The organism is Ruegeria sp. ANG-R, from assembly GCF_000813985.1.
Lineage (GTDB): Bacteria > Pseudomonadota > Alphaproteobacteria > Rhodobacterales > Rhodobacteraceae > Ruegeria.
Map to the genome: position 1 here is coordinate 93429 of NZ_JWLJ01000011.1, position 22844 is coordinate 116272.

The 22844-nt window shown below is 57.6% G+C and carries 19 protein-coding genes; 13 read left to right on the forward strand and 6 right to left on the reverse strand.

Annotation, left to right across the window (positions count from 1 at the left end):
* On the reverse strand, nt 1-1278 hold the full coding sequence (locus RA27_RS18775) for a 4-aminobutyrate--2-oxoglutarate transaminase (RefSeq protein WP_039542731.1): 1278 nt from the start codon (nt 1276-1278) through the stop codon (nt 1-3).
* 151 nt (nt 1279-1429) lie between these two features.
* Here RA27_RS18775 and RA27_RS18780 point away from each other — a divergent pair, with 151 nt between their 5' ends.
* The 7 genes from RA27_RS18780 (at nt 1430) to RA27_RS18810 (ending at nt 9297) form a co-directional block, all read left to right on the forward strand.
* Nucleotides 1430-1996, forward strand: a complete 567-nt coding sequence (locus RA27_RS18780; protein WP_039543193.1) for a cupin domain-containing protein — start codon at nt 1430-1432, stop codon at nt 1994-1996.
* A 137-nt stretch (nt 1997-2133) separates the two neighbouring features.
* Nucleotides 2134-2607 carry a VOC family protein gene (locus RA27_RS18785; RefSeq protein ID WP_039542734.1) on the forward strand — a complete coding sequence of 158 codons (474 nt, stop codon included), beginning with the start codon at nt 2134-2136 and terminating at the stop codon, nt 2605-2607.
* Entirely contained in the window at nt 2604-2954 is a 351-nt protein-coding gene (locus RA27_RS18790; protein WP_039542737.1) for a hypothetical protein, read from the forward strand. The genes RA27_RS18785 and RA27_RS18790 overlap by 4 nt, the downstream gene beginning before the upstream one ends.
* Nucleotides 2955-3084: 130 nt before the next feature.
* Nucleotides 3085-4053: a carbon-nitrogen hydrolase family protein gene (locus tag RA27_RS18795; RefSeq protein WP_039542739.1), complete on the forward strand. Its 969-nt coding sequence runs from the start codon at nt 3085-3087 to the stop codon at nt 4051-4053.
* A gap of 42 nt (nt 4054-4095) precedes the next feature.
* A complete protein-coding gene (locus RA27_RS18800; protein WP_039542741.1) occupies nt 4096-6828 on the forward strand; it encodes an aminotransferase class I/II-fold pyridoxal phosphate-dependent enzyme in 2733 nt (910 codons plus the stop codon).
* A gap of 22 nt (nt 6829-6850) precedes the next feature.
* The gene (locus RA27_RS18805; protein ID WP_039542743.1) at nt 6851-8299 is read left to right on the forward strand and encodes a biotin carboxylase; all 1449 of its coding nucleotides are present in this window, start codon (nt 6851-6853) and stop codon (nt 8297-8299) included.
* Nucleotides 8300-8307: 8 nt separating this feature from the next.
* The gene (locus tag RA27_RS18810; protein ID WP_039542745.1) at nt 8308-9297 is read left to right on the forward strand and encodes a C45 family peptidase; all 990 of its coding nucleotides are present in this window, start codon (nt 8308-8310) and stop codon (nt 9295-9297) included.
* A 14-nt stretch (nt 9298-9311) separates the two neighbouring features.
* On the opposite strand, the gene RA27_RS18815 is transcribed toward RA27_RS18810, so the two are convergent.
* Together RA27_RS18815 and RA27_RS18820 are read right to left on the reverse strand one after the other, a co-directional pair.
* On the reverse strand, nt 9312-12416 hold the full coding sequence (locus tag RA27_RS18815) for an efflux RND transporter permease subunit (protein WP_039542746.1): 3105 nt from the start codon (nt 12414-12416) through the stop codon (nt 9312-9314).
* Nucleotides 12417-12469: 53 nt separating this feature from the next.
* Nucleotides 12470-13564, reverse strand: a complete 1095-nt coding sequence (locus tag RA27_RS18820) for an efflux RND transporter periplasmic adaptor subunit (protein WP_039542748.1) — start codon at nt 13562-13564, stop codon at nt 12470-12472.
* A 499-nt stretch (nt 13565-14063) separates the two neighbouring features.
* Between RA27_RS18820 and RA27_RS18830 the strand changes: the two genes are divergently transcribed.
* The 5 genes from RA27_RS18830 to RA27_RS18850 all read left to right on the forward strand — a co-directional run bounded on the left by RA27_RS18830 (nt 14064) and on the right by RA27_RS18850 (nt 19388).
* Nucleotides 14064-15548 carry a glycosyltransferase family 39 protein gene (locus tag RA27_RS18830; protein ID WP_039542753.1) on the forward strand — a complete coding sequence of 495 codons (1485 nt, stop codon included), beginning with the start codon at nt 14064-14066 and terminating at the stop codon, nt 15546-15548.
* A gap of 125 nt (nt 15549-15673) precedes the next feature.
* Nucleotides 15674-16435, forward strand: coding sequence for a glycosyltransferase family 2 protein (locus RA27_RS18835; RefSeq protein WP_039542756.1), 762 nt, complete (start codon nt 15674-15676; stop codon nt 16433-16435).
* A complete protein-coding gene (locus RA27_RS18840) occupies nt 16432-16731 on the forward strand; it encodes a lipid-A-disaccharide synthase N-terminal domain-containing protein (RefSeq protein ID WP_039542759.1) in 300 nt (99 codons plus the stop codon). Before RA27_RS18835 ends, RA27_RS18840 begins: the two co-directional genes overlap by 4 nt.
* 173 nt (nt 16732-16904) lie before the next feature.
* Nucleotides 16905-17540, forward strand: a complete 636-nt coding sequence (locus RA27_RS18845; protein ID WP_039542762.1) for a GNAT family protein — start codon at nt 16905-16907, stop codon at nt 17538-17540.
* Between the two features lie 78 nt (nt 17541-17618).
* Nucleotides 17619-19388 carry an adenylate/guanylate cyclase domain-containing protein gene (locus RA27_RS18850; RefSeq protein ID WP_039542764.1) on the forward strand — a complete coding sequence of 590 codons (1770 nt, stop codon included), beginning with the start codon at nt 17619-17621 and terminating at the stop codon, nt 19386-19388.
* A 21-nt stretch (nt 19389-19409) separates the two neighbouring features.
* On the opposite strand, the gene RA27_RS18855 is transcribed toward RA27_RS18850, so the two are convergent.
* Nucleotides 19410-19814 carry a helix-turn-helix domain-containing protein gene (locus RA27_RS18855; protein WP_039542767.1) on the reverse strand — a complete coding sequence of 135 codons (405 nt, stop codon included), beginning with the start codon at nt 19812-19814 and terminating at the stop codon, nt 19410-19412.
* 13 nt (nt 19815-19827) lie between these two features.
* Between RA27_RS18855 and RA27_RS18860 the strand changes: the two genes are divergently transcribed.
* A complete protein-coding gene (locus tag RA27_RS18860) occupies nt 19828-20370 on the forward strand; it encodes a DUF2938 family protein (RefSeq protein WP_152610747.1) in 543 nt (180 codons plus the stop codon).
* Between the two features lie 103 nt (nt 20371-20473).
* Here the strand turns inward: RA27_RS18860 and RA27_RS18865 are convergent, their stop codons facing one another.
* Nucleotides 20474-21385 carry a hypothetical protein gene (locus RA27_RS18865; RefSeq protein ID WP_039542772.1) on the reverse strand — a complete coding sequence of 304 codons (912 nt, stop codon included), beginning with the start codon at nt 21383-21385 and terminating at the stop codon, nt 20474-20476.
* Between the two features lie 138 nt (nt 21386-21523).
* Complete coding sequence (locus RA27_RS18870) at nt 21524-22834, reverse strand: hypothetical protein (protein WP_052265382.1); 1311 nt, start codon at nt 22832-22834, stop codon at nt 21524-21526.
* Between the last annotated feature and the right edge of the window lie 10 nt (nt 22835-22844).

Consider the following 22844-nt stretch of genomic DNA (forward strand, 5'->3'; position numbering starts at 1 on the left):
TCAGGCTCCTTTGGCAGCGTCGACCGAGGCTTCGAGGATATCCATGGCCTCGGCGAAGATCTCGTCTTGCACCGTTAGTGGTGCGAGGAAACGAATTACGTTCCCATATACGCCACATGTCAGCAGGATCAATCCACGCTTCAGTGCCTCAGTGCGTACAGCGTTCGCCATTTCCGGGTTTGGGGCACTGCCATCGGTGGTATTGAACTCGGCTGCAATCATGAAGCCGGGGCCGCGGATGTCCACAATCTCGGGTGTGCGAGCACGGATCGATTCCAGCCGCTGTTTCAGGCGCGAGCCCAGCTCGTTGGCGCGGGTGCACAGGTCTTCTTCCTCGATCACATCCATCACTGCATGAGCGGCGGCGATCCCCAGCGGGTTGCCACCATAAGTGCCACCCAGACCACCCGGGTGCGCGGCATCCATCAGCTCAGCACGTCCGGTGACAGCTGCCAGCGGCAGGCCGCCCGCCAGTCCCTTGGCCATGGTGGTGATGTCTGCAGCCACATCATAGGCGTCCATCGCGAACAGGTTGCCGGTGCGGGCAAAGCCAGTCTGAACTTCGTCGGCGATCAGAACGATGCCGTGCTCGTCGCAAAGCGCACGCAGGCCGCGCATCAGCTCAGCGGGCGCAGGGTAGAAGCCACCTTCGCCCTGAACCGGCTCGATGATGATTGCGGCAACACGGCCCGGGTCCAGATCGGCCTTGAACAGTTTGGTCAGCGCGCCCAGCGAATCCTCGACCGAGGTGCCGTGCAGCTCGACCGGGAACGGGACGTGATAGGTGTCGGGCATCATCGCCCCAAAGCCCGCCTTATAGGGCTGCACCTTGCCGGTCAGCGACATGCCCATGAAGGTGCGGCCGTGAAAAGCACCGCCAAAGGCAACTACAGCCGGGCGGCCCGTTGCCGCACGGGCGATCTTGACGGCATTTTCGACCGCCTCGGCACCTGTGGTCACAAAAACGGTCTTCTTGGTGAAATCGCCCGGCACCTTTTCGTTCAGGCGTTCGGCCAGACGGATATAGTTCTCGTAGGGCAGTACCTGATGGCAGGTATGGGTGAAATTGGCTGCCTGTTTCTGTACGGCTTCCATGACTTTGGGGTGGCAATGGCCAGTGTTTACGACGGCAATGCCTGCGGCGAAATCGATGTAACGCGTGCCCTCGACATCCCAGACCTCAGAGTTCACGGCGCGGTCCACATAGACCTGTGTTTGCATTCCCACGCCCTGCGCGATCGAAGTGTTGCGGCGTTCAGCAATCTGAGCGTTCAGCATATTGCGTCCTTTCCGGTTATCGGGCACCCGCGCCCGTATGTCTGACCGCGTGACTGTAGTGGTTGGCGTGGCAGACGAAAGCCTGTTTCTTGTGAATCATAAGCCCTTGATTTACGGTCCCCGCACCCCTCAAGTGTTGCGGATACTGAACATGAAGAACACCAGCCAAGATGATCTGACCCTCGGATTGCGCCTGCGCACCCTGCGCGAACGGGCGGGCCTGTCGCAACGGGCGCTGGCAAAAAAGTCGGATGTACCGAACTCGACCATCTCGTTGATCGAGTCCGGCAAGATGAACCCTTCGGTTGGTGCGCTGCGTCGGATTCTGCAGGGTATCCCGATTGGCATGTCCGACTTTTTCTCGTTCGAGATCGAGCCCGAACAGACAGTGTTCTACGCCGCCGAAGAGCTGACCGAGATCGGCAAAGGTCAACTCTCGCTGCGGCAAGTGGGTTCGAATCTGCATGGGCGCGCGATGATGATCTTGCAGGAAACCTATGATCTGGGGGCTGATACCGGTCGCGTCATGTATGGGCATGAGGCGGAAGAGGGAGGCGTGGTGATCTCGGGCCGGGTCGAGGTGACGGTCGGTGACCAGCGTAAGGTGCTTGGACCCGGCGATGCATATTACTTTGACAGCCGCACCCCACACAGATTCCGGCAGGTCGGCCCTGAGGTCTGCCGGATCGTCAGCGCTTGCACGCCGCCTACATTCTGAGCATCCCGACAGAAATTGCAGCACTATGCATCATAGTGTTGCAGTATCTTCTGGTTTGATCCACAGTATGGTGCATAGTGCGGGAAATGCCTGCAGATAATCCAGGGCGACAGCCGCCCAATTCGGAGAGTACCGGAATGAAAAAGAAGCCTGCCACCTTGCCACGTGGCTATCGCACCTGCACCGCATCGCTTGCCGTCGCCGATGTCGATGCCGCGCTGGCTTTCTACGAAAGCGCCTTTGGTGCGACAATTCAGGCCTATGACGCGGAAGAGGCCCCCGGCTTTGCGTCGATCAAGATCGGCAACTCGATGCTGTTTGTCACCGCCGGATGGGGTGCGCATGGTCCGATGATACCGGGTACGGTCACGCCGGTCGGCCATCACATGTATGTCGAAGACACCGACGCCACTCTGGAGACTGCGCTGGAAAACGGTGCCCGGCTGATCGCTGAGGCCACGGACACCTATTGGGGCGAACGCTGCGCAACGATTGCCGATCCGTTCGGGCATGTCTGGACGTTGGCGACGCGCGTCGAAAACCTGAAGCCAGCGGATATCAGCGAACGGCGCAAGGCGTTGATAGACGCGACACAGACCGAGGCTGCATGAGCGACGCCCCCCTTCCCACATTCACGATCCGTCAAAACGATCTGGGCATTCTTGCAGCTGAGAACCGCATCGGTGACTACCCCGTCGCCGTACGCACGGCGCGTGAGGTGGTCAGCGGCGGCTTTGCCAACCACTCGGCGCATCCCAATACCTGGACTGTGTACTTTCTGGTCGATGGTCAATGGGCGCTGGTCGAATCTACGCGCGGGCTGCGGCGGGAGTGGTCCAGCCTTGATCGGCTCGAGAAATGGTTGCGCAGTTGTGGATTTCGGTTCTTCTGGGTTCGCAACGACATAGATTTTGTGGAACCGTTGGCAGAAGACGTCGCTGAGGAAGCGGCTCTATGAAGGCAAAAACCATAGAAAACCATGGCCTGTGGATAGCGGGCTTGCGTGACCACACAGTTTTGTGTTCCGATGAAGAACGCCGGATAACAACGGTATTCGCAATCGGCAAGAAAATGAGAAGAAACAAAAAATGACCCCTTTTGCGATAACCGGAATCCAGATGCATGTCGGTGCGTTGCAGTCGAATGTCGACGCGATGCTGCATCGGATCGACATCATGATGGCCCGGTTCCCCTGGACCCAGATGGCGCTGTTCAGCGAGTTGGCACCTCATGGCCCGCTTGACCGCTTTGCACAGCCCTTTCCCAATGACGACCTGTCGCGCTTTCAGGATGCGGCGCGGCGCTATGGGATTTGGCTGATCCCCGGCTCGATGTTCGAGAAACGCGAAGACGGGCGGATTTTTAATACCTCGGTGGTGATCAACCCCGAAGGTGAGATCGTCTCGAAATACTCCAAGATGTTCCCGTTCAAACCCTATGAACAGAACATCGCTTCGGGTACCGAGTTCTGCATCTTTGATGTGCCGGATGTGGGCCGTTTTGGCCTTTCGATCTGCTATGACATCTGGTTCCCCGAAACCACTCGCCACCTGACCAGTCAGGGGGTCGAGGTTCTGCTGCACCCGGTTCTGACCGGCACCACCGACCGCGAGGCCGAACTGTCGATCGCCAAGGCGACCGCCGCGCAGTTCCAATGCTATGTGTTCGACGTAAACGGGCTGGCCGCCGGGGGCGTGGGCCGCTCGCTGGTCGTCGACCCGTCGGCCACTGTGCTGCACCAGTCAGCAGGTCAAGAAGATATTTTCCCCATCGAGATCGATCTGGATCAGGTTCGCCGCCAGCGCGAGGTCGGGTTGAAAGGTCTGGGTCAGGTTCTCAAAAGCTTCCGCGACCGCGAGGCGGATTTCCCGGTTTATGACCGGACCAGCGGGGCGGATGCCTATTTGCACACGCTCGGCCCGTTGCGCATTCCGCAGAAAGGCGACGTTGCGGGCGTCGCCGCATCCGATCCCAGAACGGCGCTGGGATATACCGAAGACGCCGCGACCAAGCCCGACAATCTGTATCTCTACAAAGGGCGCTCTGGCACAGACTGATACCAGCCCAACTTTTCGGTATCGGCAGAAAGGACAAATTTCATGCACGGCTTATCCGATAGCGAAAAGCTCCACACTATCTCGGACTACTACAGCGCCTCACAGCTGAGGGCAGACCGATGGAGCGCGCTGCGGGAAACAGCCGAATCTCTGGATCAGAGCGGCGAAGACAAGGACCGGGACCGTGCGCGGCAATTGTTGCAGGCGCTGGCCCCGATCGAGATGTATTTTGCCTTTCCCGGCGGGTCTGCCTTCGACTATCTGCGCCGACTGCTGGATCATGGCAATTTCGCCGATTTCTCGACCGCTGTGCGCCGGGTGTCGCGGGCGCTGACCTCCGGGGCCTTTCGGCGCCGGTCTATCCCTCTGATCGCCGACGAAACCGAAGGCGACGAGTTCGAGGACGAGGCGGCACAGACCCTTGAAGCGCGGGCGCTAGGCAGGCCATATTTCGAAGTGATGATCGTCGACAACGTAAACGAACATCAGGAGCGGTTTCTGCAATCCAGCCTGCAACGGATGCGCCGCAGCGAAGATTCGTTCATCTATGAAACTGTGGTGGTCCCCAGTGTCGAAGACGCCCTGATTGGGGTGCTGTTCAACCAGAATGTGCAGGCCGTTATCGTTCGCCCGGGTTTGACCCTGAAGTCCAAGAACGAAACCAATGTGTTGGGCCGTTACGTCAGCCTGTATGGTGAAGGGGCCGATCTGGACGCGCTGTCGCCCTCGGAATACGGCCCCGAGACCTGCCGTCGTATCGGCAAGCTGCGCCCGGAACTGGATGCCTATCTGATCACCGACCGCTCTGCCGAGGATATCGCGGGGCTTGATCTGGGCCTGTGTCGACGTGTGTTCTACAATCAGGAAGACTTTCTGGAACTGCACCTGAACATCCTGCGCGGCGTGCAGCGGCGGTACAAAACCCCGTTTTTCACCGCGCTCAAGGAATATTCCAAACAGCCGACTGGCGTGTTCCATGCGATGCCGATCAGTCGCGGTAAATCGATCAGCCGCAGCCACTGGATTCAGGATATGGGGGCGTTTTACGGATCGAACATCTTCATGGCCGAAACCTCGGCCACCTCGGGCGGGTTGGATTCGCTGCTGGAGCCGCGTGGCCCGATCAAAGAGGCGCAAGAGGCCGCTGCCCGCGCATTCGGCTCTAAACAGACGTTTTTCGCCACCAATGGCACGTCGACCTGTAACAAGATCGTGGTGCAGGCGCTGGTCCGGCCCGGCGATATCGTTCTGGTCGACCGCGACTGCCACAAGTCGCACCATTACGGCATGGTGCTGGCCGGGGCGAGCGTCGTCTATATGGACAGCTATCCACTGCATGACTACTCGATGTACGGCGCGGTACCGATCCGTGAAATCAAGCACAAGCTGCTGGCTTTGCGGGCCGAGGGCAAGTTGGACCGCGTGCGGATGGTGCTGCTGACCAACTGCACCTTTGACGGCATCGTCTACAACGTGCAGCGGGTGATGCAGGAATGTCTGGCGATCAAGAAAGACCTTGTGTTCCTGTGGGATGAGGCATGGTTCGGCTATGCCCGCTTTGCGCCCAATACCCGCGTGCGCACCGCCATGCGCTCGGCCAACCTGCTGCGCGAACGGTTCCGCACGGCGGAACATGCCGAGGCCCATGCGGCGCAACAGGCTGAGTTGCAGGGCGCGGATGACGAAACCCTGCTGAACACCCGCCTGATCGCGCCGCCTGATGCACGGGTACGGGTTTACGCCACGCAATCGACGCATAAAACGCTGACCGCGCTGCGGCAGGGCTCGATGATCCACGTCAATGACCAGCAGTTCAAAGGCGCGGTGGAAGAGGCGTTTCACGAAGCCTACATGACCCACACCTCAACCTCTCCCAACTATCAGATCATCGCCTCATTGGATGTGGGGCGCAGGCAGGTCGAGATCGAAGGTTATGAATTCGTCCAGCGACAGGTCGAAAGTGCGATGGCGATCCGGCGGGCGGTGACGACCCATCCCTTGTTGAAGAAGTACTTCAAGCTGGTCACGGCGGGGGACATGATCCCCGAGGCGTACCGCGAAAGTGGCATGACCAGCTATTTCGATCCCGGTCAGGGCTGGGCCGATGTCTGGGATTGCTGGGCCAATGACGAGTTCGTTCTGGATGCCACCCGTATCACGCTGCATGTGGGCGCGACTGGTTGGGACGGCGACACATTCAAGACCAAGATCCTGATGGATAAGTATGGCATCCAGATCAACAAGACCTCGCGCAATACCGTGCTGTTCATGACCAATATCGGCACCACGCGCAGCTCGGTCGCCTATCTGATCGAAGTGCTGGTCGAGATCGCCAAGGAGTTGGACGATCTGATGGATGACGCATCCAAGATGGAGAAGCTGGCCTTCGAAAAGCGCGTCAGGAACCTGAGCGAACATGTCCCGCCGCTGCCCGATTTCAGCCGGTTCCACGATGCGTTCCGCTGCGAAGCCGGGACCGAGGCGGGCGACATCCGCACCGCCTTCTTCCTGTCTTACGACGAGGACAATTGCGATTACGTGGAACCCGACAACGAAATGCTGAACCGGTTGGAGGCGGGCGAGGAAATGGTCTCGGCCACCTTCGTGATCCCCTATCCTCCGGGCTTTCCCATTCTGGTGCCGGGGCAGGTGATCAGCCCCGAAATTCTGAAGTTCATGCAGGAACTGGACGTCTCGGAAATCCACGGATTCCGCGCCGATCTGGGCCTGCGCATATTTACCGAAGACGCTTTGAAATCAGTAAAGAACCCCTAAGGGGTCAGGGAGGACAACAATCATGCCAAAGAAGGTGCTGAAAAACATCTCGGAAATCCGCCGGTATTTCCATACCAACAAGGACCCGATCTATTTTGTTTCGGCGACCAATTTCAACCTGTTGGGGCTGGATGAATGGGTGATGAACTTCACCTATATCTGCTACATGGATTGCTTTGATGGGCGACATCCGAACGTGTTCGTGCCCTCTGAGATGCCGCATGATGAGTTCCAGTCGATCGAAGACATCAACAATTATCTGCTGCAGCACAAAGAGGTCATCGATCTGGTCAAGCGGCGTGGTGGAAAGCCGAAGTTCGTTTTCCTGATGTTTGACGAGACGACCGAGAAGCTGGTCAAGGAGCTGGGCGGTCAGCTGTGGTTCCCCAAGGCCAAATTGCGCACCAAATGCGACAACAAGATCGAAACCGTCCGTATCGGCAACAAGGCGGGTGTGCCGTCCGTGCCCAACACGCTGAGTGTTGTCAAAAGCTATGATCACCTGAAGAAAATCTGTGAAAAGGCCGGGCTGGGGAACGATCTGGTGCTGCAGTCAGCCTTTGGCGACAGCGGCCACACGACGTTCTTCATCAAGTCCGAGGCCGATTTCAACAAGCACAAAGACGAGATCATCGGCGAAGGCGAAATCAAGATCATGAAGCGGATCGACTGTCGCGGGGCGGCGATCGAGGCTTGTGCGACCTCGGAAGGTACTATCGTTGGACCGTTGATGACCGAGCTTGTGGGCTTTAACGAACTCACCCCCTATCGCGGCGGCTGGTGTGGGAATGAAATCTTCTCGACCGCCTTCCCGCCCAAGGCCCGCGAACAGGCGCGGCAACTGACCTTCCAGTTCGGGGAAGAACTGCGCAAATCCGGATATCGCGGTTATTTCGAACTCGACTTCCTGATCGATAAGAAAACCGACGAACTGTGGCTGGGCGAATTGAACCCGCGGATCACCGGCGCCAGTTCCATGACCAACCACGCGGCCTTTGCTCATGCTGACGCGCCGCTGTTCCTATTCCATTTGCTAGAATTCTCGAAGAAACCCTTTGAACTGGATGTCGAGGAACTGAATGCCCGCTGGGCAGACCCGGACATGATCGACAGCTGGTCGCAGATGGTGATCAAACACACCGACGACAGCGTCGACCGGATCACTCAGGCCCCGCAATCGGGCATTTACAAGATGCTGGAAGATGGCCGCGTGGTGTTCGACCGGTTCGATTATCACCGCCGCGCTGTGGGTGAGAACGAAGCGTTCTTCCTGCGTATTTCGAATGTCGGTGATTACCGCTATGAGGGCGCTGACCTCGGAATTCTGGTAACGCGTGGACGGTCGATGACCAAAGGCTTTAAACTGACGGACAAGTCGAAAAAGTGGATTCACGGCATCACCTCTGCCTATGCCGCCGAACCGCTGCCCGCAGCACAGCCGATAGAAGACCCAGCGTTCAAAATTATGTAGAAAGCCCCATGGCGCTTGTTTTTCGGTCAATCGACGAAGCGCAGCCCGGTCCCAAGCTGGCCGGGCTGTTTGCCGAATACTGGCCCGCCTACCGCAAATGGTGGGCGCAAGAGGGGTATTCGGCCCGCCCCACCTATCGCGAATGCCTGCGCGCCTTGCAAAAGCACATGCCCGAAATCATGCCGCTTTATGAAGAGGTCGTCGAACTGGTCGGCGGCAGCGACAGCCAGGCGCGGTTTCTCAGCTTTTACTGCCCGCCGAAATACCTGTCGGGCTGCAGCCAGGCGATCTGGCGCGGCAAGACTCCGTTTCTGGTGCGCAACTACGACTACCATCCAAAAACCTTTGATGCGGCGCTGCTCAAAACCCACTGGGACGGGCGCGGCGTCATCGGGATGAGCGACGGTGTTCTGGGTCTGCTCGACGGCATCAACGATGCCGGTCTGACGGTCTCGCTCACCTTCGGCGGACGGCGCGAGGTGGGGGACGGGTTCGGTGTTCCGCTGATCCTGCGCTATATCTTGCAAACCTGCGAGACCACGGCCGAGGCTGTCGACTGTCTGTGCCGCATTCCGTGTCACATGAGCTATAACGTCACCGTTCTGGATGCGAAACATAACCACAGCACAGTGTATCTCGCCCCGGACCGACATCCGCAAATCTCGGACCAACCAGTCGCGACAAACCATCAGGGTCATGTTGAATGGTCCACTCATGCACGCTTTACGGCCACCGTGGAACGTGAGCGATTTCTGTTGAATCGCCTCAATCAAAACCCGGAAAGCGAGAAACGCTTCATTGACGCATTCCTGCGGCCACCGCTTTATTCCACTGCGTTCAAGTCTGGCTTCGGTACGCTCTATACAGCGGTCTATCGGCCTGCGAGCAGGCAGCTACAACTACTCTGGCCCGGCGCGAACTGGGACCTGTCGTTCGATAACTTCAGCGAAGGCGAGTTGAGCTTGTTGCTGCCGGAACATGCCGAGCCAGCGGTATGAGCACGTAAACGAAGCTAGCGTGACAGGACTCTTTTGACGAACTGATAGATCATTACGAAGAACACCGGCACGAAGATAACACCCAACACGGTTGCCGAAACTACTCCGCCCATCACGCCTGAACCCATTGCTGTTCGGCCTCCGGCTCCGGCACCGGTGGACAGAACCAGAGGGAGCACGCCCAGCGAGAACGCCATCGACGTCATCAGAATGGGTCGGAACCGTTGGTGCGCTGCGTCCTTGACGCCCTGCAACAGGGGCTCTCCGGCTGCGACCTTGTCACGGGCGAACTCGACGATCAGGATCGCGTTCTTGCCCGTCAGACCAATCACCGTCAGCAGCGCGACCTGAAAATAAACACCGTTCTCAAATCCGCCGAGCCAGGCTCCGACCAGTGATCCGGTTACACCGATGGGCATGGCAAGCATTACCGCAAACGGGATGGTCCAGCTTTCATACAAAGCAGCAAGACACAGGAACACTGCCGCAAGCGAGAGCGCATACAGCATCCCTGCCTGATCCCCGGATTCCCGTTCCTCAAGCGACAGGCCGGTCCAGGCGATCTGATATCCGGGCGGCAATTGCTGCGCGAGTGTCTCTATCTCGGCCATGGCTTCGCCGGTGGTGAACCCGGGGGCAGGACTGCCCTGCAGCTGAATCGCCGATACACCATTGTATCGATACAGCCCCTGCGGGCCGAACTGCCAGTTCGTGGATGAGAAATTAGACAGTGGTACCAGCCCTCCGGAATCGTTGCGAACCCGCCAGGCCTCGATATCTTCGGGTACCATGCGATAGGGCGCATCACCCTGAACATAGACACGCTTGATGCGGCCCCGATCGAGGAAATCGTTCACATACCGACCGGCCCATGCAACCGACAAAAGCTCGCCCACTTCTTGCGCGGACAGCCCCATGGCACCCGCGGCTCGCCAGTCCAGGTTGATGTTGAATTGGGCAGCATCCTCAAGCCCGTTCGGGCGGATCGACGCAATCTTCTCGCTTTGCCCGGCAAGGCCCATCAGTTGATTTCGTGCCTGCACCAGCGCTTCATGGCTTTGGCCATCACGGGCCTGCAGGTAAAAATCGAAACCGCTGACGTTGCCGAGCTCGATCACCGCAGGAGGAACGATTGGAAACACAAAAGCCTCCTGAATTTGGGAGAATGCTCCAAAGGCCCGACCCGCGATGGCCTGAGCACTGCGCTCAGGGGTTGTTCGTTCATCCCAATCCTTCAGACTGACAAAGGCGATGCCCATGTTTTGGCCCTGCCCCGCGAAACTGAAGCCGCGCACGGTAAAGACCGACGTGACATTGTCAGCCTCATTCTCCAAATAGTACTTTTCGATTTGCTCAAGTACGCCCTCGGTCGCGCCAGCGGTAGAGCCTGTTGGGCCCTGAACCAGAGTGAAAAGGATGCCCTGGTCTTCCTCCGGCAGAAATCCGGTCGGTGTGCGGGCGAAAAGGAAAACCATCGCTGCGCCGATCAGCAAATAGATCAACCCGACGCGCAATGGGCGCCGTATCGAGAAGCCTACCAGTGACGAATAACCCTCGGTCAGCCGATCGAACCCGCGGTTGAACCAGCCGAACAGTCCGCGATTGCGCTTGTCATGATCAGGCTTGCGCAACAGCGTGGCACACAAAGCGGGTGTCAGGGTCAGTGCGACCAAAACAGACAGTGCCATGGCCGAAACGATGGTGATCGAGAATTGCTGGTAAATGACGCCGGTTGATCCACCGAAGAAGGCCATCGGTATAAACACGGCTGACAGCACCATGGCAATACCGACCAGCGCGCCGGTGATCTGACCCATGGATTTCTTCGTGGCTTCGTAGGGGGAAAGACCCTCTTCCTCCATGATGCGTTCAACGTTCTCTACAACAACGATTGCGTCATCCACCAAAAGCCCGATGGCCAGAACCATTGCCAGCATGGTCAGCGTGTTGATCGAAAACCCAAAGGCCGAGATGATCGCAAAGGTGCCCAGCAACACGACCGGCACCGCAAGCGTCGGGATGATCGTTGCGCGTAAGCTCTGCAGGAACAGAAACATGACGAGGAACACCAGAACGATGGCCTCGATCAGTGTGTGAACAACCTCCTCGATCGAGATTTCAACAAACGGGGTGGTGTCATAGGGAATGACATATTCGACGCCCGGCGGGAAAAAGGCCGACACCTCGTCAAGTTGATGTTTCACACGTTCCGCTGTTTCCAGCGCGTTGGCGCCAGACGCCAACTGGATCGCCATACCCGCTGTTGGGTTTCCATTGAACCAGGCCGATGTGGTATAGCTTTCGGCTCCGATCTCGACCCGCGCCACGTCGCGCAGCAGAACAAGCCCGCCATCGGTTTCCGCCCGAACTACGATCTGTTCGAAATCCTCGGGGGTGGACAATAGCGACTGCGCTGTGATCGTTGCGTTCAGGGCCTGCCCTTCAACTGCAGGCAGCGAACCGAACGACCCGGCTGAAACCTGTGCGTTCTCTTCGGAAACGGCTTGTACGATGTCGGACGGGGTCAGTTCGAACGCGGCAAGCTGTTCGGGGTTCAACCAGATTCGCATGGCATATTGCGCACCAAACACCTGAACGTTGCCGACGCCCTCGAGGCGGCTGAACTCATCGACCATGTTCGATACCATGTAATCCGACAGATCCACCGCATCGAGGCGATCATCCGTCGAGACCAACGCCGCCACCAACAGGAAACCGCCTGACGATTTCTGCACCGTAACACCCTGACGCTGCACCGTTTCCGGCAATAGTGGGGTCGCCTGGCTCAGCTTGTTCTGCACCTGAACCTGCGCGATATCCGGGTCGGTTCCGGTTTCAAATGTCAACGTGACCGAAGCCTGGCCGGTCGAGGTTGAAGATGAGTTGATGTATCGCAGCCCGTCCAGCCCGGTCATCTGCTCTTCGATTACCTGCGTTACGGTGTTGTTCACGGTTTCGGCCGAAGCGCCAGAATAAGATGCGTTGATCTCGACCGTGGGCGGCGCGATCTGGGGGTATTGTGCGACCGGCAAACTGAAAACGGCCAATGTGCCGATGCCCATCAACAGAATCGAAATGACCCAGGCGAAAACGGGTCGATCAATAAAGAAACGTGCCATAAGGAACTTTCACATCTGTTTGCGATTCAGGCGTCTCGGCCCATCAACGCTATCTACGATTCTGGTTTTTCAGTTGGTGAAACAGTCGCACCAACGCCAATTTTTTGCAGACCCTCAACGATTAACTTGTCCCCCGCTTCAAGACCCTTGGTCACGATCCACTTGTCGCCCTGGGTACCCCGGACTGTCAGAAGCCGTTCGGCAACCGTATTGTTGTCATCGACAATCATCGCGGTTGGCTGACCGCGCCGGTTACGCCCGACGCCCTGCTGCGGTGCAAGTACCGCACCCTGTAGAACCTCGATCGGCAAATGGGCGGTCACGTACATACCAGGCAGAACGATTTGGTTGGGATTCGGAAACTCGATGCGCAGAACCGAAACGCCGGTCTGCGGATCAACTTGCGGCTCTGCGGCAAGCACCGTACCGGTCTGATCGAAGGTCGAGCCATCCGCAAGTGTCACAGTCACGGTTGGGTCAAGCGATTGAAGTGCCGCGGGCCGCGCTACCAAGGCCCGGTTAAAGCGCAGCACATCCTGAGTAGACACGGCCACATCCACATAGATTTTGTCGATTTGCCGGATCACGGCCAGTGGCTCTGCCTGCTGCGCGGTCACAAGAGCACCCTGAGTAGCCAGAGCACGCCCGACGCGGCCCGCTAACGGTGCACGGACGACTGTGTGTTGCAGGTCGATTTTGGCGGCTTGAAGCTGCGCTTTTGCCACGAGTAAGGCAGCCCGTGCCGCGTCTCTTTCCGCAACCGCACTGTCGACCGCTTGTTGGCTTGCCACATTGCGCAGCAACAGCTCCGCCACGCGCTTTTCTTCCTTTTCAGCTGCGGTTAGCCGGGCCTCGGCCTGAGCGACATTCGCAGTGGATTGCTGTACCTGGGCGTCATAGACGTCATCATCAATACGGTACATTGCATCGCCATCTTTGACGGTGCCGCCTTCCTGAAACAGGCGCTCAACAATTATACCTGAGACCTGAGGCCTGACCTCGGCCACGCCCAACGCGGCCACACGGCCCGGCAGTTCAGAAAATAAAGTTACATCCTCTGCGTCCAGGGTCACGACGGTTACGGGCACAGGATTTGATTGAGCCTGAGCGGCAGACGTCATGCTCGAGAGCAGGACTGTCAGTGACATGAATACAAAGCACCGGGTCCTAAACATCATCTATCTCCACTTGATGCGGACCAGTATCAAACAACATTTGGTCTTTTATGAAAATAGAAGACTTTCGTATGGAGCTGCTCGCGCGCTTCTTCGATCAGAATTTGAACTCGTAGAAGCCGATGCAGAGTTTTTTGCTCAGCACTTAGTTCCGGAGGTGGCAGTTCAGGTCGTTGAAACGTGCGCCTCCCAAGAGATTTCCGTCGTCATATATGCTGTTTCGGCACCGGTACCAGCAAAGCTGCGGGCAACGCCATCGCGTTAGAAAAACCTTGCCAGATGCTGCGAGAAAGTAAATGCCCCCGTCCAAGGGCTCTCGAAACGACAAAAAATCGAGTTCGCAGACCCCTTTTAAATGCCTTGCCCTCAAATGGGGGACGCAATAGTTGAAGCATGTCGTGTGGCGGTTTCACAGATGCCCCGGCAGGTTGAAAATCATACATGTGTACAGCGTGATGGGACCAGATAAAGCATGACCGGAAACTCCCCAGTTTGGCAAAGATCGCTTCCCTATATCGCCACCGCCATGGTGATGGTTGTGGTTTGGGCGTGGCACCTGACCGATCTGGGGGTCGGGAACATCTATCATTATGATGAATTCTACACCTATGACCGCAGCACAGGGTTTGCCCGGAATGGCGACTGGCTGGCCGTCTATTCCAATAACGAGCCAAGTCTGAAAAAGCCGCCTGTTCAATATTGGATGTCGGCGCTGCTGATGGAGTTCGGCGTGTCAGATATTCTGGCCCTGCGCCTGCCGTCGATGATTTTTGCGCTGGGCGCCCTGATGGCGACCGCATTGCTGGCGCGGGTCATGATTCCGCAAAGTCCCTGGGCCATGCTGCCCTCGGTCCTGTTTGTGGCGAGTTCGCTTCAGTTCTGGCAGCACGCCACGTCTGCGATGCTGGATACGGGCGCGGTGTTCTTCTCGACCTTAAGTATTGCGGCGCTGCTGGCCGCGATTGAAAAGCCGAGATACTGGCCTTACTTCGGCGCGACCATCGTTCTGGCCGCTTTGCAGAAAAGCCCGACACCGCTGGCCTTTCTGGCGCTGGCGCTGTTGACGTTAAAGATCACCAACAGATGGCAGGCGGAACCGTTTAGTGAGATCTGGCGGAACAAGACGTTTCGCCGGACGCTTAAGATTGCGATCCCGCTGGCCTTCGCGTGGCCGATCCTGCAAGAGCTTCGGTTCCTTTTTGGTGACTCTTTGGACGGGAATATCAAGGGCGAAATGCTGGATCGCTTCCGCCCGTCGCTCAGCGATCGGGGGTTTGGGAAACTCTATGATCTGATCGTCGCGGGCGAACCGTGGTTGCGCCTGTTGGGCTTCGTCGGCATCTGTGCACTTCCGTTTGTGCAAAAGCGCCCCAGACTGCTGGCGGCGACGGGCATTGCGGTCTTTTTCGTTATCATGATGTGGGCCGCGGCGGGGAAGGTATACGCAAGATACACGCTGCTCATACTTCCGATGCTGATGGTGGCCGCAACCGGCCTGCTGTTTTCGGTCAAGCGCCTGCGCTGGGCTGGTATGGCGGCGGCGCTTGGGTTGAGTGTTCTGGCAGGTGGCCCGTTCTATGATCGTGTGGCAACGGATTTGGGCAAGGGAAGAGTACGCCTAGGCGTGCCCGAGGCGGAGATTCTGACACCGCTCGGCGCGATGTTGCAGCCGGATGAAACGCTGCTGATCTGCGCGCATGACCGGAAGATGCGTGTGCCGCCGGGGGCGGCGTCGGTTTTTGCATCAAATGGCAGGCCCTTCATTTACCTGAGACGTTTGCAGTTGAAAAAATATCTGGAGAGATTCGGCTATTCTTCCGGTCCCTTGCGGGGGCTTTGCACCGAGGCGGAACTTTCCGAACTGGCGCCGGAACTGGTCGGGCTGACCAAGGAACCTACCGCAGTCGACGGTCTGGTCTACTGGTCGGCGACCGGGGTCAAGGGGCTGTCTGAATAGGCGAATTAACGCGATTCAGCGAGCGTCAGGGTGTTGCGCTATGGCTTGCGGTGCGGTCGCCACTTGAATTTCCATCGTTGATCAATCAAAAGCCACTGTGACGGAAACAAACAAAGTTTATCACGATGCATGCTGATCATGATGCCAACGCTGACAATCGACCTACGGTGTCGGTCGTGATTCCCATGCATAACGAGCAGGGGGCCGTTGCCGGTCTTGTGCAGGGCATTTGTGCTGCAGCTTCGGATTTGCCTGCGTTCGAGATTATTGCGGTGGATGACGGTTCAACTGATGGAACCTACGAGGCGCTTCAGGCAATGCAGAAGGATTGCCCGCAGCTGCGTATTTTGCAGCACAAGACTGCCGGGGGCCAAAGCGCCGCTGTCCATTCCGGTGTCAAAGAGGCGCGTGCCGATATCTGCTGCACGCTGGACGGGGATGGTCAGAACCCTCCCGAAGAACTGCCCAAGATCTGGGCGCCGCTGGTGTCCGGCGAAGACGACACCATTGGCCTTGTGGCCGGGCAACGGGTTGGCCGGAAAGATACCGCGTCAAAGAAGCTGGCCTCGCGCTTTGCAAATGCACTGAGGGGCTGGATGCTGAAAGACGGCACCCGTGACACCGGGTGCGGGTTCAAGGCGTTCCGGACACAGGCGTTTCTCGATCTGCCCTTTTTCAATCACATGCACCGCTACTTGCCGGCTCTGTTCAAGGCCTACGGCTGGAACATTGCGTTGGTCGATGTGGCGCATCAGGAGCGCCTGTCGGGCCAGTCCAAATACACCAATTTCGGGCGGGCCATGGTGGGTATCTGGGATCTGTTCGGCGTGGTCTGGCTGACCCGCCGCGCCAAGTCCGTCTCAGCAACCGAGGCATCCCGGTCATGAAGGAAACCATTCTCGAAATCCTGCATGTCGACAGCCCGACCGAGGCGCTCTGGGTCTTTATCGGGTTGGCCGGGCAGTTGATGTTCAGCGCCCGCTTCATCGTTCAGTGGATCACATCCGAACGGGCCAAGAAATCGGTTATCCCGATGGCGTTCTGGTATCTCTCGATCGGCGGTGGGCTTATCCTGCTCAGCTACGCGATTTACCGCCGCGACCCGGTCTTCATTCTTGGCCAGTCGATGGGATTGTCGATCTACCTGCGCAACATCTTCCTGATTCGCGCCGAGAACCGCTGATCAGGCAGCGCGTCTGAAACAATCTGCCCCGCACGGTCGTCCGCCGGTTTTACCCGTTCAGCGGGTTCAAGCCTATGGATTTCTTGTGTGAACAACCCGTTCTTGTTTCTGAGATTTTTATGCTAGTATCGCGCGAATAGATTTTAATATTTGTTGTCGGAGGCTTTTTTCTCTTGCCCGATACCTCATCCAGGCTGTTCAAGCTGCGCCCTCTGGAAAAGACTGATCTCGATACCATCGCCCGCTGGTTTCAGGATGTTCATGATCTGGCCCTGTTCGACCGGACTTTGCGCATCCCGCCAAATCTGTCGCAGACCGAGCAGAACTGGCAGGACGCGGTTTGCCCTTCACGAGAGTGTGACAAGTGCTGGTTTGCAATCGAATCCGACAGCGGCGATCTGGTGGGAATGACAGGACTCGAAGCGATTTCAAGCATTAATCGGGACGCGGTGGTTCCGGTGTTTGTCGACAAGTCCATTCGGCGTCACGGAGTGGCGGTGCGGGCGGTTGCCCTGATGCTGGACTTTGCGTTCCGACAGCTGGGGTTGAATCGCATCACCTCGTATTACAGGGCAGACAATCACAGCAGCCGCGATCTGATCCGCCGGGTGGGCTGCGAGATCGAGGGGACCATGCGTCAGGCCTGGTTCGCTGATGGGCGGTTTCACGATATGGTTGTTGTTGGTATGCTGCAGCAGGACTGGATGGCGCAGCGGCAGGTTCTTGCACGGGAGCTGGGCCGGGAAACAGTGGTCAGTTTTGATGCTTCCGGCTGGTCCTGGCCCCCTGATGTTGACGCGGATGCCTGAAAGGTTGCGAATTTTGCGTCAAATTTTGCTACAACAGTCCTGTCGGATTCGACGAGACAACCCAATCGAGTATTGCCAGTGAACACGACCGGTTCGGACCCATCAATCATACAGAAACTCGGAGCGGTGCTTTTTGCCGATGTCGTCGGGTATTCGCGCCTGATGAGCGAGAACGAGATTGATACGTATAACGCGTTAAAGTCGTTGCTGGCGCAGCTCGAGACGATCTGCTCGAAATACCAGGGCAAGATCATCGAAGTGCGCGGTGACGGCATTCTGGCCCTGTTCGAAACAGCCACCAGTGCAGTCGAATTCAGTATTGAGTTGCACCGGATCGCAGCCCAGCACAACACGAGCCGTTTGGACAACGAACAGATCAAGTTCCGTGCGGGCGTCCATATGGGTGAGGTGCTGATGGATGAACGCGGCATCCATGGCGACAACGTCAACATTGCCGCACGGCTGCAAGAGATTGCCGAGCCCGAGCGGGTTTATGTCAGCGCTGCGGTTTACGAGCAGATTCGCAACCGCCTGCGTTATGGCTATGAATTCCTCGGGCCCAAGCAACTCAAGAACATCATGTCGCCGGTGGCGACCTACTGCGTCCGGACCGAGGTCGAAGGTGCCACGATGGCGGCGACCCTGCGCCCCGAGATGCAACTTGAGGTGCTGGAACGACCCGATATCCCGTCTGTCGCGGTGTTACCCTTTGCCAGTCAGGGTGGAGACGAGGATGACAGTTGGGTCGCCGAAGGGCTGACCGACGACATCATCATGAACCTGTCCAAGTTCCGTAACCTGTTCATCATCGCGCGGAACTCGTCGTTTTTCTTCAAAACCCAGTCAATGTCGCCGCAAGAGGCGGCGCGGCGCCTGAATGTCCGCTATGTGGCACGCGGCAGTGTCCGCCGATCATCCAGCCGCATTCGCATCACGGCCGAGCTGATCGACGCCAACACCGAACGCACAATCTGGGGTGAGCGGTTTGATCGCAAACTCGACGATATTTTCGACATTCTGGATGAGGTGACGGAGTGTATCGTGGCGGCCACCGCCGTGATGATCGAATCGCACGAGAAACAGCGCATGGTGCAGGCCATCCCGTCAGATCTGCGGGCCTATGGGTCGGTGCTGCAGGGTCAGCATCATATCTTCAAGTACACCCGCAACGATAATCGTAAGGCGCAGCATTGTTATGAATCCGCGCTGGAGCGTGACGGCGGATATGCGCGGGCCGCGGCAGCACTTTCACGCACGCTCAATATCGACTGGCGTTATTCCTGGGCGAAAGACCCGAGCAGCGCGCTGGACAAGGCCCTGTCGCTGGCGCAGCGCGCGGTTGAACTTGATCCGACGGATGCGCGCGGATTTGGTGAATTGGGCTATGTACAGCTTTATCGCAAGGAACATGATTCCGCGATCGAATCCTACAAACGCGCCTTGCAGCTGAACCCCAACGATGCCGACATGCACTCGGACTACGCTGATGCGCTGGCCCATTCGGGGGACAATGAGACCGCGATCAAGCATCTTCAGCAAGCGATGCGGTTAAATCCCTATTTCCCGGATCAATATCTCTGGCACCTGGGCGGAGCATATTACAATCTCAAACGCTATGACGATGTCATTACTACGGTCAACAAGATGAACAACCCGACCGAGGGGCAACGCGTTCTGGCCGCAAGTTATGCACATAAGGGTGACATAGATATGGCCCGCCAGATTGCCGACAAGCACAAGGCGGCGCACCCGAATTTCTCACTGAAGCGCTGGGCCACTGTTCAGCCTGACTTACTGACAGACGATACTCAACACTTCCTGGAAGGTTTGAAGAAGGCCGGATTCTGATCGCGAAAAGCGGCTTAGCTCTCAGCGCAGATGTGTTCCGAGAACGTCCTCCAGCAATTCTTGAAATCGGGGGCACTCCAAGTGCGAGGGGGCCGTACAAGCGGCGACGTGTTCCAGCAGGTCCGCCGTAGCCAGCAATTCTTGTGCCTGATCACGCAAATTGGTTGCCTGGCTTCTCAGTTCTTCGCGACTGACGTCCAGCTGTCCTCCTTGTGGACGAAAGAGGGTCGCAATTTCTTCCAGCGAGTAGCCAGCCCGCTGGCCTAACGCAACCAGTGCAAGCCTAGTGAGCACGCTGTCATCATATTGGCGACGTAGCCCGTGTCTGCCATCCGAAACAATGAGGCCTCGCTTTTCATAGTAGCGCAAAGTCGAGGGGGACAAGCCGCTGCGCCGGGCAACCTCTGCAATATCGAGACGGAACATGTTGACTTAAACCTTGCTTCAAGTTGCACAAATTTTGCGGGATTCTTTTGAAGAAGGAAAGCACATGAATTTCGTCGAATTACTGAGTTTCGGGGCCGTCGTTGGACTTGGCGCGACTGTCTTCACCGATCTTGTCGGAATTTTCCGTCAGGGGTGGGCGGCGACAAATGGATTTTATAGCCTCGTCGGGCGTTGGATTGGATCGATTCCCGACGCTGGTCTTGTCCACAGCGACATCCGCAATTCTGCACCGGTAAGTTCCGAGGCTGCGCTGGGCTGGAGCGCGCATCTCATTCTTGGGGGCCTCTTCGGCATCGGGTTTGTCTGTCTGTTTGGCCCAGCCTCACTCAGCGCGCCGAAAGCTTGGCAGGGTCTGAGCTTTGGCTTGCTTACGGTCCTGGTACCATGGCTCATCTTTCAACCGCTCTTCGGTTGGGGTGTTGCCGTTTCAAAAGCACCTGAATCTTGGAAACTGCGTTTGAGAAATCTCGTCACACATTCTGTTTTTGGGCTGGGGCTTTGGCTAAGCGCATTGCTGGTGCAGATAGAGCTCTGACGTTTGTTGCAATGCGGAGATCCGGAAATCTGGGCTCATTCCGGTTAATGAGATGTTGCTGATCACATACCTGCAGGCATGTGACCAGCAATACTTTTTGAGCTCATTCGCCGCGCGCTTTGGCGCCGGACACCTTGGCTCCGCTGACTTTGGCACCGGACACCTTGGCCCCGCTGACCTTCGCGCCGGACACCTTGGCCCCGCTGACCTTGGCTCCGGATACTTTAGCGCCACTGACCATAGGGGCGTCATATTCGAAATAGACATCCAGCAGCACTTCTTCGATCTGACCGGCTGCAATATCCATGCGGATGGTGTAATCGGCCTGATCGTAGTTCCAGACACGAATGTCGCTGGCCATCTGGTAATCCGCCGCTGCCACACCCGAGACCGATGGGTTCATCGGAGCACGCGCTGTCTGCTGCGTGGTGTCGTCTCCGGCTTTATCAAGCTTGAACCCATAGGGCAGGTTGCCGCCTGTGGCACTTTCGCCGTGGCCATGGACCAGAAAGATCGTGGGTTCGGGCATCTCGTAATAGGTGCCGTCGTAGGCGAAGCCGTAAATCCGGGCCAGCCGTGCATCGCCTCCGAACTGGTCTCCGATAAAATTATTTACGCCGCGACCCCTCCTGCGGTCATCCTGTTCGATGAATAGCTGATCCTTGTGCCGGTTCGCGGTTTGCTGCCAGTAGGTATTTTTGAACTGACGACCCCGGCGGATATAGACAAACGAGTCGTGCGAGACCTTCTTGCGCTTTTCGAATTTGAACTTGCCGCCGGTCGCTTTGACCACTTTGTAGATGCCGGAATACTCGTTCGCCGCATCACCCACCTGAACCAGAACACGGTCGTCTTCTCGAACGGGGACACCGTCAATTTTCAGGAATGAGTTATTCAGGTCGGTATGGCTATCAAGCTCTTCTGCAAGACGGACAGAACGTTGTTTCAGTTTTAAATCGCTTAACTCTCGCCCAAACAATAATACCTCGGAAAAACTGAGTAAGGACTCAGACATATCACTTTCTCCCTATCGGGGGTCGACGGTGCCCAGGGCCACGCCTGTCCCAAGTTTACGCAATTGTTGCGCGTCGATTGCCAAAATTATCACCCCGTGCGTGTAAAATGCCATAAAGTTTCGCCAAAAACAAAGACTTTAAGGCTCGTTTGCTTCTGGCGACAACGTCCGAACCGAAGCGGCATGGCTGGACCCGTCCGGCTTGGTCAACCGTGGCCCCGGACGTGTCAGCCCGATCTCGCGCATCCGGAAATTACTTTCGATGATCTGACGGAACGCACCGCCGGTTATCTCCTGATCAACCACGACCAGTGCACGTTCGACACCGAAGTAACTCAGCATGTCCGCATCCAGCATCTCCCATGCGTCGGCAAGATACGAGCCCAGCAAATCCCGGGCTTCGATCAAGGCGACGCGAAAGCCTTCGGGATCGGCGGCGTAGTGCGTGTCGAACAGATCCTGCATGATCTCGTTATATTCGTCCGTTCCTTCCAGCTCGTCCGACAGGTCCTCCATCTCCGGGTCGATCACGTCATGGGCGACCAGCCTTTCGTGATAGATGTCGACCAGAATATCGAACATTGCGCCGGTCAGAGGTTCTGAAAGCGCGTGTTCGCTGGACCAGCCATGCGCGAAGTCGGACAGCGTCCGGTCATTGGCGGCGATGCGGATCTGCGCGTTCTGTGACAGCTCCGCGAAGCGGCTGAGTCGGTTGTAGGTATACAGGTTCCCGCGCGTGTTTTTCAGCAGCTCGTCCACGACCGATCCGAAATGCAGCGAGGCCAGCAGCGCGACCATATCTGCGGCCGATTCATGGAACCCGTAATATTCACCTGTCGCGTCCTCTTCTGAAGGCAGGCCGATAACGCTGTAGATGATGGCGTGCCCGATCTCATGTGCCACGACGTCAAAGTTCAGGCTGTAGGGGCGGTATTCGTCGCCGTGTTCGCGGGTGCCGCCGGTTTCCAGAAACCCCCAGCCGATATGCGCGTTATCCAGGCTGGGCAGCAACGACAGCTCCAACCGTTCGAAGTCGCGCGCGAAATGCCAGGGGATCGGATGGCCGAAATACCCCTCCCAGACGTCCATGGTAAAATGGGCGGCCCCGAACAGATGGGCGGCCTCGAAGGCCGGGTCGTCGGGATCGATATGGATGAAGTTCCCGAATTCATCCGGTTCGGGGGGTGGCTCGATATAGCCATCCCACGCGGGCAGATACATCTCGGGGCCATCCTCGCCCTCGATCATCGCCCCGTAAGGTATCGTCTTGCCGACCGGGTTCATCGCATACATGCGCGGCCCCGAGGGGCCCGGGCCGATGGTCCCCTGAGGCGCTGAAATCTCAACCAGTTCCGGTTTCGAGTTCGGCTCAAGATACGGCGACTGCGGATACAGCAGGAACCGGGTGCCCGGGGGTTCGTTCTCCGAGTAGTCGGGCCAGATCGTCATTGTTCCCTCC